This is a genomic window from Mesorhizobium sp., assembly GCF_005063415.1.
Classification (GTDB): Bacteria; Pseudomonadota; Alphaproteobacteria; order Rhizobiales; family Rhizobiaceae; genus Mesorhizobium.
Map to the genome: position 1 here is coordinate 1 of NZ_SUEG01000182.1, position 9144 is coordinate 9144.

Consider the following 9144-nt stretch of genomic DNA (forward strand, 5'->3'; position numbering starts at 1 on the left):
GGCTTGCCAAGTGCGCGCGATCGGGTCGACTTTAGGCCCGTGAGCTGTAACGCGTCCACCAACCGGCGGTGGAGAAGGCACAGAGCCAAGGGGGCTGGCTACCCACAGAAGCAGTGCAGCGCCGATCCCCGAGGGAGCCAGCACGACCGCCAGCGCGAGCCAAAAGCCAGGATCCGCCAAAAACACCCATTTCACTGCGAAGCTGTTCCATCGCGTGTCTCCAAGGAGGGCGTCTTTTCAGCCTTCAGCCGCTCCTCGCAGGCTAGCCGCTTCAGCAAGGGCGCGATCCCTCGATTTACGCGACGCGCCTCTTTTGCCACTCCATCTGGACTCTGAGGCGCAGGAGTCGCATTCTTCGAACGGGGGGAAGGGGCTTGGACAAATCCCGCTACGAAAATCGCTCTGACCAGTGGCGAAAGCGCACTGGAGCAAAGCTGCGGCGTGCACGCCGACTGGCTGGCGTTCCGAAGCGGCTGGTCTTCATGAGCGTAGCCGGGGCTGCTGCTTTGGTGACGCAGTTCATTGTGCAGCACAGCGAACGCCTCCCCGAGACAAACCTATCGAGTCGGATCGAGCTAACGCCGGCCCCAATCGCGGGTGTTGCTTCCGTAATCGATGGCGACACGATAGAAATTCACGGGCAGCGCATTCGTTTCAACGGAATCGACGCTCCCGAGAGCCGGCAGTATTGCAGCGACGCAAAGGGCTTTGAGTATCCCTGCGGGCGTCGTGCGGCGGAAACGCTAAACGCCTTCCTCGCGATGTCCCAGCCGGTGCGGTGCGCCTTCGTGACGTGGGATCAATATCGACGCTATGTCGGCGACTGCACAAGGGCCGACGGTGCAGGCGTTGCCTCGTGGATGGTCGAGCACGGTCAGGCGTTAGACTGGCCCCGTTACAGCCGTGGGGCCTACGCGGGTCAGCAGGCGAAGGCGCAGGCAGCAAACTTGGGTCTATGGGGCGGAACGTTTCAGGCGCCTTGGGAATGGCGCACCGAGCATTCGGAAAATCCGCGACCGGCGACCAGTCAGCCTCTCGGCATCATCAGTGACCGGCAGCTCGCGCAGGGTTATTCATGCCAACCCCGGCGAACCTGCTCCCAAATCAGCTCATGTGATGAAGCGAACTGGTATTTGGGCAACTGCTCGTGGGGTGGGAAGCTAGACCGCGACAAGGACGGCATAGCCTGTGAAACCCTATGCTGAAATGCGCGGCACCTAACGTGCCAACGCGGCGTCCCGCAGAATGGTACTGCTGCGCCGTATGTAGCGGTATATTTTGCTGCAAACGCCAGCGTCGCACGTCAAGATGGGTTGGTGAGGGTGGGGGTTGCATATGAACACGGCAATGAGCCAGAAACTGGCGAGCTATGGCCAGTGGACGTATCGCGGTGCGTGGGCACTTGAAATTGTCGCGGCGATCATTGGTCTGGCAACCGGCGTGGCTCTGAGTTACCGCGGCTTTGTTGCCAATGAGGCGGCGGACTCAATGGACCTTGTCCTTGCAAGTGCCCCGTTCTTTATGATCGCGATTGCTGAGCTGACGAAAATCCCAATCGCCACGCTTCTGTTCGGCGCCTCGTGGTTTTGGAAACCTGTTATCCTAGCGTTTCTGCTCGTATTGGCCGGCATCACTTTTGAGACAGTCCTTCTGGGATTGGAGCGTGCCAGCACAATGCGCGAGGTGCAGTATGCCAACTTCGCCAACCAAACCAAAGGATTCCAGCAAGAGCTCGGTAATCTCAAGGCGGCAGCCGAAAGCTTGCGAAACACTGACGACGAGGCAAAGGCCCGAAGCGATCTGGAGCAGCTCGGTGGATTGGCTGACACCGAGCGCGACAAATTGCGTGCACGGATAACAGACGTTGACCAGGAGCTGCAGGCCGCAACCACCCTTTCACCAGCGGCGGCGCGAGCCAAGGAGCATCTCGAGGAGAAACAAGCAGCGCTGAGCGCGCTCGTGGAACGGCGCGACCGAGAGATCAAGGACGCCGTGGAGCAATTCGAGCGACAGCGGGATAGCTACGTTGATCGCATAAAGAGCGCACGCGAAACAGGCGACCTTGCATCGGTGCAGCGCAACGAAGACGGGCTGAACAAGCTGACTAACCCGCGGCCCAAAAAAGAGGCCGAATTCGCGCCGAAATTGGCCGAAGTGGAGCCGGCAGTCGCCGCGGCCCGCGCAGAATATGAGAGGCTGCGAAAAGATAGTCCTCCGATGACCCCCCAAGACAAACAGCGCCTTGAGGCTAGGCGCAACGATCTGGAGAAACTCTACGACGGCACCGCTGCCGATTGGGATCGTAAGCTTGACGAAGCGCGTACTGCGCTAGCGGCCGCTCAGGAAGCCGCGGCTCGCAAGTCAGAGACGCTCGCTAAGAACCAGCAGCGGCAAGAAGCCATCGCGACGGAACTGAACCGCCTGGAAACAGAGCGTCTCCCGGTCGCTCGCAACGATCAGATCCGTAGGCTGGCAGCTCGCTGGTATGGCGTGAAGCCGGAAGACGTTACAGACCCCCAGGCCGGCACGGTATCGACGATCTGGTTCGCCTCGCTTGCATTCATCGCCGCATTAGCGGGACCGATCACGGCGATGGTTGCGCTGGCCCTACAACGCATCGGCGCACAGCCCGAAGTTCAACGTGATAGTAAACTCTCGCGTTTGCTACGCCGATTGTTGCTACGCTGGCGGTGGCGCCGTGTCCGGAAGGTATCCGTGCAGGTGCCGGTCGACAGAGAAGTCGAAAGGCGGGTCGAGGTTCCCGTGGAAGTCGAGAAGGTCGTCAAAGAGATCCTCTATGTTCCCATCCTTACTGACGACCCCGAAGCGTTACGCCGGGCATTGGATCGGGAACTGCCCCCGGAAGTAGTCGATCTGGTGAAGGTCTCTGCAAAAGGGCAATACGACCCAATGGAGAAAACCCTAGAAGGTGAACTGCAATTAGATTTTGACGAGCCGACACCGGAGGCGAAACGGGGTAGTAGACGTGCTCGTACGACATAACACCAAGCTTCTCGAACAAGCGATCGATCTGCAGATCAAACGGTCGGCTATTCCAACTCTGCAGGCAGAAGCAGCTGCGCACGACCAGATCGCTCGTGCCAATGCATTTCGGCGAATGGCTAGCGGCGCTGCCATCGCAATGGCCGCAATTGGGATCGGTATGGGGATATGGCTGGTCTTTGATCGCGACCTAACGGCGATCCAACCGGAGCCGCCGGTCGCCCAAAACGAACCGTTGAATCCGAACGAGAACCGGCCAATAGAGACGAAGAAACCAGAAGACAGAATTCCGGGTGGCGAGACAATCGCCGACGAGGGAAAGACAGACACTCCGAAGTCACCGCCAATCGAGCAGCCGCCACTGCCGCCCGCAGAGCCAGTCAATCCAGATACGTTCGATTTCGTAAAGTTCGCCAATCGCCAAGTGACTTACGCTGGCAGCACTTGGCAACTGGAGTCCGGTCACCATTTTGACAGCGAGAAGGATCCAACTTGGGACACCGCTTGGTGTTATACGCGAAGGCTGGCGAACACCGGAGTCGAGGTTCAGGTAAGCCTTGTCAACAGACCCTCACCTACATCGATGCCGCAGGCACCAGTGTCATCGATCGAGACACTCGCATCGGTGGGCCTTGACGACAATTCGGCGCGAGAACTCGCTAGCCGTTGCCTCTGGCTCGACGAGGCCAGTTTCGCGCCAAACGATTTCGACATGGACCATAAGCGGAAAGAAGCAGCGGCCGCGGCCGAAGAACTGTTTGTGCAGGACGGATGGGACGCGATCGGAAACGATCTGCCGGGTATGCCCGCTTGGAATGTCTCGCTTGAACAGTGTCAGGCCCAATGCGAAACAGATGGCCGTTGCTTAGCACTCACTTACGACAAGAAGCACGCCGCTTGTTTCATGAAAGATAATGGGTCGATTCTGGTTAGAAATCCTGACGCAGTGATGGCTGCGAAGGGAGCCATCAAGGCGAAGCTCCAGTACTCTAGCCTCGTTTTCGCCAAGGACACAGTAGTCATTGGAGGCGCTTACGCGAATGTGCGGAGCAGCTACGCCGACTGCGTAGTCGCCTGCGCCGCTGATCAGAGATGTCTAGGCTTCAATTTTGACGGTCCGAACAAGATGTGCGCCATGCTCGACAGCGTGACATCATCGTCTCCTTTCAAGGGGGTGACGTCGAGCGTTAAAGCCACCCGCAGTTGAGTATGGCACCGGGACGCGCGGGGGAAGCAGGATCTGACGAGGTGCATGGCGACTGCTCGCGGAAAAGCGGTCATTCCAAAGAACCGACGCGTTCCCTTGCCTGGTCGGAGCCGCTTGACCTTCGCGGGCCGGTGAGACAGCGGGCGAGCGATTTGCGCCGCCCGCCTAGCGCATCAGGCCCGCTGCCCGCAAGGCATTCTCGATGATCTTCTTCACGCCGGGTTGGCCCGATTCCGGGTGACGCTGGAACTGATAGATGGCAGTCGAATGCGGGGGCTTCGTCTTCGCATTTATAGCTGGCGCCGGTGACTGGGGTAGTGGCCGTTGGCTGGCGGGCACTTGCAGCCTCGATTTCCGGGATGCGCTTTCCTCCGTGGCCGCGATCCCCCAGAACTGCGCGATCTCGCGTGTGGAGGAGATGCCGACATCAATCATATAAGGTCCCGGAGCGCCCAGGCCGTTGCCGAGCGGCGTGCCATGGCCCATCCCGGCGATCATGTTGATTTCGATCAAGGCCTCTCCCGCGTCGTTACGCCAGACTTGCTTTGCGTGCGATCCGGCAACTTCGCGACGCGTCGGCGCTTTCTCAAGCCGGTGGACTCCCCGCCATTGGCCTGCGATCGTTTCCGTGTTGGAAGGCGAAACCGTGTGGTCAGCAGCACCGTGCCAAATCGAAATCCTCGGCCACGGTCCCGGATGATCCGATGCGCCGCGGAGGGCCCGTTGCAAATCCTGTTCCGAAGGACCGCCGTGGCCCCGCATGCGATCGAAGGCCTCCGGGATTGTCGTTGCGCTGCCGTAGGGCAGGCCGGCGATTAACGCACCGCCGGCAAACACTTCCGGATAGGTCGCCAGCATGGCCGCCGCCATTGCGCCTCCGGCCGAGAGGCCGGTAATGAAGATTCGCCTTCGGTCGAGGCCGTGGGTGACGACCATCGTCTCGATCATCTGGCGGATCGAAAGCGCCTCGCCCGAACCACGCTTGGTGTCGCCAGGCTGGAACCAGTTGAAACAGAGGTTCGGGTTGTTGCCGCGTTGCTGTTCGGGAAAGAGGAGCGCGAAGCCAGCCTCGTCGGCGAGTTGGGACCAGCCGGAATGATGGTTATAGCCAGCCGCGTTCTGTGTGCAGCCATGCAGCACGACGACGACTGCGGCGCCCTTGGATAGGTCATTGGGAATGTAGACCTTCGCTCCCAACCCGCCGGGATTGGTACCGAAGTCGGCCAGCGTCCGGAAGTGGTCTGACGCACCGAGGTCGGGGGGATGTGCGGCATGTCGCGCCTGCAGCGCGGAGAGGCGCGCGATGGTGTCGGAGATTTTTCGCAATGTGGCCGTCCCTGTTCTGACGCCCGGAATGGACGGCAATCTGTGCAACGCGTGGGCAGCAATATCGTTGCTGCACTGCACAATAATAGGCAAAGCGCCTAACGATTTGCTTCGCCGCTCACAGGAACTGTACTGGCACGCCTTGGGTGAGAAGCTTGCCAAGTTCCTGTGCCCCAATTGGTCAGGCGAACACAGCCTTGCGAGCCGGTCTTGTCGATACGGGCGGGTTCGGGAGTGCCGTGGATACCAAAGCTCGGTTCGGACAGGTCGATCCAGATCGTCCCGACGGGACCATTGGGTCCGGGCGGAAGGGTCGGGATCTTGTCGTTGTTCGTCATGTTCGTTCATCGGCACAAAGCGGACGCACGGCGTACACGATAAACGATATGGATGCCTGACACAGCCGGATTCTACTTCGAGCAGTTGGGAGCGACACTCGCCACGCGCCCCATTGTCCCTGCTCCACGGCAGCGGCTCCTACAAAGGTTCCATGATCGACTCTGGCCGATCTCGGCTCAGGCAAAGCGCGGAAAAGCCGTCAGGCTGGAAGTGGACAAGGCAGAGGGCCAGCTTCGCGCTTATGCAGAAGACGCTCCCTTCTGGCAGCCTATCCCGCCACCATTGGCAGCGAAGACAACCCTCCCCCCTCCGGTACCCATACGGTCAGGCGGTGGTCGAGAACCCGACCTACACCTACAATCCCACGCTCAATTTCAAACAGGGCGGGCGGTACTGAGAGTCATCTCAAACCGTGCCGCGTGGGTATGAGGCGGTCTGCAAAGACTGGGTGAACCACCCCGGAACGGCCACCAAACCAGCCCGCAATCGCGCCAAGCACAAGGGAAGCGAATGCCAGGAGTGCGCCGGACGATACGACCGAAGCAGCGATATCTGCGGCTTCCGCCGCTTGTTGCTTCGCCTGCTCGACGGCTTGGTGATATTGTTGTTCCATCTGCGTCACCTGCTGCGTGGCTTGTTCGAGAGGGATGCCGCGCGCCGTCGCCAGTGCTTGCGCCGCGTTTTGACGCGCTGCGTTCGCATCCGCCTCGTTGCCCATGATGAGAGCGCGCATTGCGTTAATGGCCGCATTGTTAAGGGCTTCCGGATCTGTTCCGGTCGAGCGCACCTTAGCTTCAATAGCTTCGAGAGGATTGGCCTCGGCGACAATCGGGGCCGCAGTCTGCGCCACAGTGTCGCTCAAGCCGCCGACTGCACTTGTAATGCCACTGAAAGCTCCGCCAACAATCATGCCGACGGTGCTGGTAAGGAAATATAAGACCAGCAAGGTTGTGAGTGCCCACGTTGTCAGACCATGGAAGGCGCCCGTGGTCGGGAGCGTCTTGCCGGACATCCGAGCAGCGATGTAGCCGCCAATAAACGCAGCAACAATGCCGGACAGGACATACCAGATACCGGCTACAATCGAAAAGGTCGATGCCTCGGGATTGTCACCGGTCCCGGAATTGAGCGTGGCGATGCCGATACCCGCACCCAGCAAAGTCAGCAGGACTTGGACCACGAGAGCGACGACCACCCCGGCGAAAACGGCGCCCCAGCTAACTTTGTTCAGCAAGATCGTGCGAGCGTCGTCACTGGCGGTCGAGTAAGCCAAATTTTCCCCTTTGTCGGAGTTGGAAATTGCGGCGCTCATCATTGTTCTCCTTGAATGTCGCGGCGAGTTCCTAGAGAACGAGCGCTGCGATGTTGCATGGCGCGTATTGACGACCCTAGGCCCCTTTAACCCAGCGGATAGGTAATTGTTCCTTGCCGACCGTTCTGCCCCAGTCCAGCCAGACACGAGCACCTCGGTCGCGGACGAACTTGAACGCCTCGACAGGGTTTTCGAAGGCGGCAAGTATGGTGCTGCCATCGACGATCTGGAAGCCGCGCTGGCAGGCGAGGCGCACCTTGAGGCGACCGCTCAAACCCGGAACCGCTCGGTGATCCAATGAATCTTGCCGCCGATCTTCGGCATTGCCGACAGTAGGAAGCGTTGATTTGGCCTGTCGTTTTGACTGTCGAAGTTCGCCCGAAGCTCAAAAATTAACCGAACTTCGAAATCATGACACTAGGGCGTTGTGTCGATTCAGCGCTGGTCCAGCTTCTTCGCAGTCTCCCGCTGCTTCAATTCGATCTCGTCCAGCACTTCTTCTGGCGCAATGTCCCTCTTAATCTCGCCGACTTCTATATCGCTTAAGGCTGGTTTTACATTTAACCGATCCGCTATTGAATCGACAAGTTCAGTAAGCTTTGTGAGTTCGTGCTCCGTTAGCAGGCTCACCTGAAGGTCCAGATCCGCCCGTTTATCTGCGGCAGCTGACATCCGGTTTTGGCTGATCAGTACAAAGGTCGAGAGGAATATGGCCTCGACGGAAGCTACCATAGCCAATATCACGAATGTCGGATCAAATGGCGGAGTGATCGGTATCCAGCCCAAGTTCGAGACGATCCAGCCGCCATACACGGCCAAGTGAAGGTACACGAAACGCATACTGCCCGTAAAAGAAGTAATCGCCTCAGCGATTTTCTCTTCCAAAGTTGCATCGCTTGCTTCCTTCGCCCGGCGCTCCTCAATCGCTTGGATATTGCGTTTCAGTGCTTGGCTGAGTTCAGTCGGAGGTGGCGGAGGCAACGTTGGAGAATCCATGGAACACCCGTTGGATAGCTATCGGTCCTGCCACTCTGGGCAAACGTACAAAATCACGGGTATTCGACTTTGTTCCCGACTAGAGCCGTCTAATTATCGGCTCCGCTTTTACCGGGGCCATTTCGGGGTCTTAGACGCTTGGCGCCGCCAGAGCTTCCCGCTGAGAAAGGGCGAGGCAATCCGGGCTCCTGAGCGTCTTCGTTATGGTCGAGGGCCCTGGTTGATGCCGCACCGCAAAACCAAAATATCACTTCAAGGTGTTGAGATAACTTGCCTATTTACGGTCCGTGAGCAAAGTGCAAACGGTGGTTTACAGTTTGCACACCCTTGGGGAAGGTCAACTTGCCGAGCGCAGTCGCCTATTATCGTGTCTCCACGCAGCGGCAAGGCCGCTCGGGACTGGGCATCGAGGCTCAGCGCACCGCGGTCGTCCAGTTTGCCCAAGCCGGGGGGATCACCATCCTGCAGGAGTTCACCGAGGTCGAAACTGGAAAGGGCGCCGATGCATTGGACCGCCGACCGCAACTGACTGCCGCCCTCGCCCTGGCCCGACAGGCCAAGTGCCCGGTAATCGTCGCCAAGCTTGATCGACTCTCGCGTGACGTCGCGTTCATCGCCGGCCTGATGGTCCAGCGGGTTCCTTTCATTGTGGCCGAACTCGGTGCCGATGCCGATCCGTTCATGTTGCACCTTTACGCCGCTTTGGCAGAGAAGGAGCGCCGGCTGATTTCGGAGCGCACCAAAGCCGCCCTCGCCTCTCGCAAGACCACTGGCATAAAACTCGGTAATCCGACCAACACAGCGGAAGCTGCAGCGAGAGGTCGGAAGATCTCGATTCGGGAAGCTGACAGATTTGCTCAGACCGTGCTGCCGATCATCGCCTCCATTCAGCAGTCCGGCATCACCAGCCTGCGTGGCCTGGCCGTTGCCTTGAACAGCCGCGGCGTTCGAACAGCGCGCA

The 9144-nt window shown here is 59.3% G+C and carries 8 protein-coding genes and 2 pseudogenes; 6 read left to right on the top strand and 4 right to left on the bottom strand.

Annotated elements, in window-relative coordinates; all coding sequences use genetic code 11:
• Positions 1–374 precede the first annotated feature (374 nt).
• The 3 genes from E5W70_RS28525 (at position 375) to E5W70_RS28535 (ending at position 4210) form a co-directional block, all read left to right on the top strand.
• Positions 375–1205 (top strand): excalibur calcium-binding domain-containing protein, encoded by an 831-nt coding sequence (locus E5W70_RS28525; protein WP_292664650.1) that lies wholly within the window; start codon positions 375–377, stop codon positions 1203–1205.
• Between the two features lie 142 nt (positions 1206–1347).
• A complete protein-coding gene (locus E5W70_RS28530; RefSeq protein ID WP_292664651.1) occupies positions 1348–3003 on the top strand; it encodes an ABC transporter permease in 1656 nt (551 codons plus the stop codon).
• Positions 2987–4210 (top strand): PAN domain-containing protein, encoded by a 1224-nt coding sequence (locus tag E5W70_RS28535; RefSeq protein WP_292664652.1) that lies wholly within the window; start codon positions 2987–2989, stop codon positions 4208–4210. Before E5W70_RS28530 ends, E5W70_RS28535 begins: the two co-directional genes overlap by 17 nt.
• A 165-nt stretch (positions 4211–4375) precedes the next feature.
• Here the strand turns inward: E5W70_RS28535 and E5W70_RS28540 are convergent, their stop codons facing one another.
• Together E5W70_RS28540 and E5W70_RS28545 are read right to left on the bottom strand one after the other, a co-directional pair.
• On the bottom strand, positions 4376–5536 hold the full coding sequence (locus tag E5W70_RS28540; RefSeq protein ID WP_292664653.1) for a PHB depolymerase family esterase: 1161 nt from the start codon (positions 5534–5536) through the stop codon (positions 4376–4378).
• Between the two features lie 118 nt (positions 5537–5654).
• Positions 5655–5868, bottom strand: a pseudogene (locus tag E5W70_RS28545) (L,D-transpeptidase); the annotation flags it as partial.
• 235 nt (positions 5869–6103) lie between these two features.
• On the opposite strand from E5W70_RS28545, the pseudogene E5W70_RS28550 reads away from it, so the two are divergent.
• A pseudogene (locus tag E5W70_RS28550) lies at positions 6104–6260 on the top strand (L,D-transpeptidase); the annotation flags it as partial.
• Between the two features lie 15 nt (positions 6261–6275).
• Here the strand turns inward: E5W70_RS28550 and E5W70_RS28555 are convergent.
• Positions 6276–7187 (bottom strand): PhnA-like protein, encoded by a 912-nt coding sequence (locus E5W70_RS28555; protein ID WP_292664654.1) that lies wholly within the window; start codon positions 7185–7187, stop codon positions 6276–6278.
• Between the two features lie 106 nt (positions 7188–7293).
• Between E5W70_RS28555 and E5W70_RS28560 the strand changes: the two genes are divergently transcribed.
• Positions 7294–7488 (top strand): hypothetical protein, encoded by a 195-nt coding sequence (locus E5W70_RS28560; protein ID WP_292664655.1) that lies wholly within the window; start codon positions 7294–7296, stop codon positions 7486–7488.
• 134 nt (positions 7489–7622) lie between these two features.
• Here the strand turns inward: E5W70_RS28560 and E5W70_RS28565 are convergent, their stop codons facing one another.
• Entirely contained in the window at positions 7623–8183 is a 561-nt protein-coding gene (locus tag E5W70_RS28565) for a DUF1003 domain-containing protein (RefSeq protein WP_292664656.1), read from the bottom strand.
• 342 nt (positions 8184–8525) lie between these two features.
• On the opposite strand from E5W70_RS28565, the gene E5W70_RS28570 reads away from it, so the two are divergent.
• The coding region (locus E5W70_RS28570; protein WP_292664657.1) for a recombinase family protein at positions 8526–9144 on the top strand (619 nt) is incomplete at its 3' end.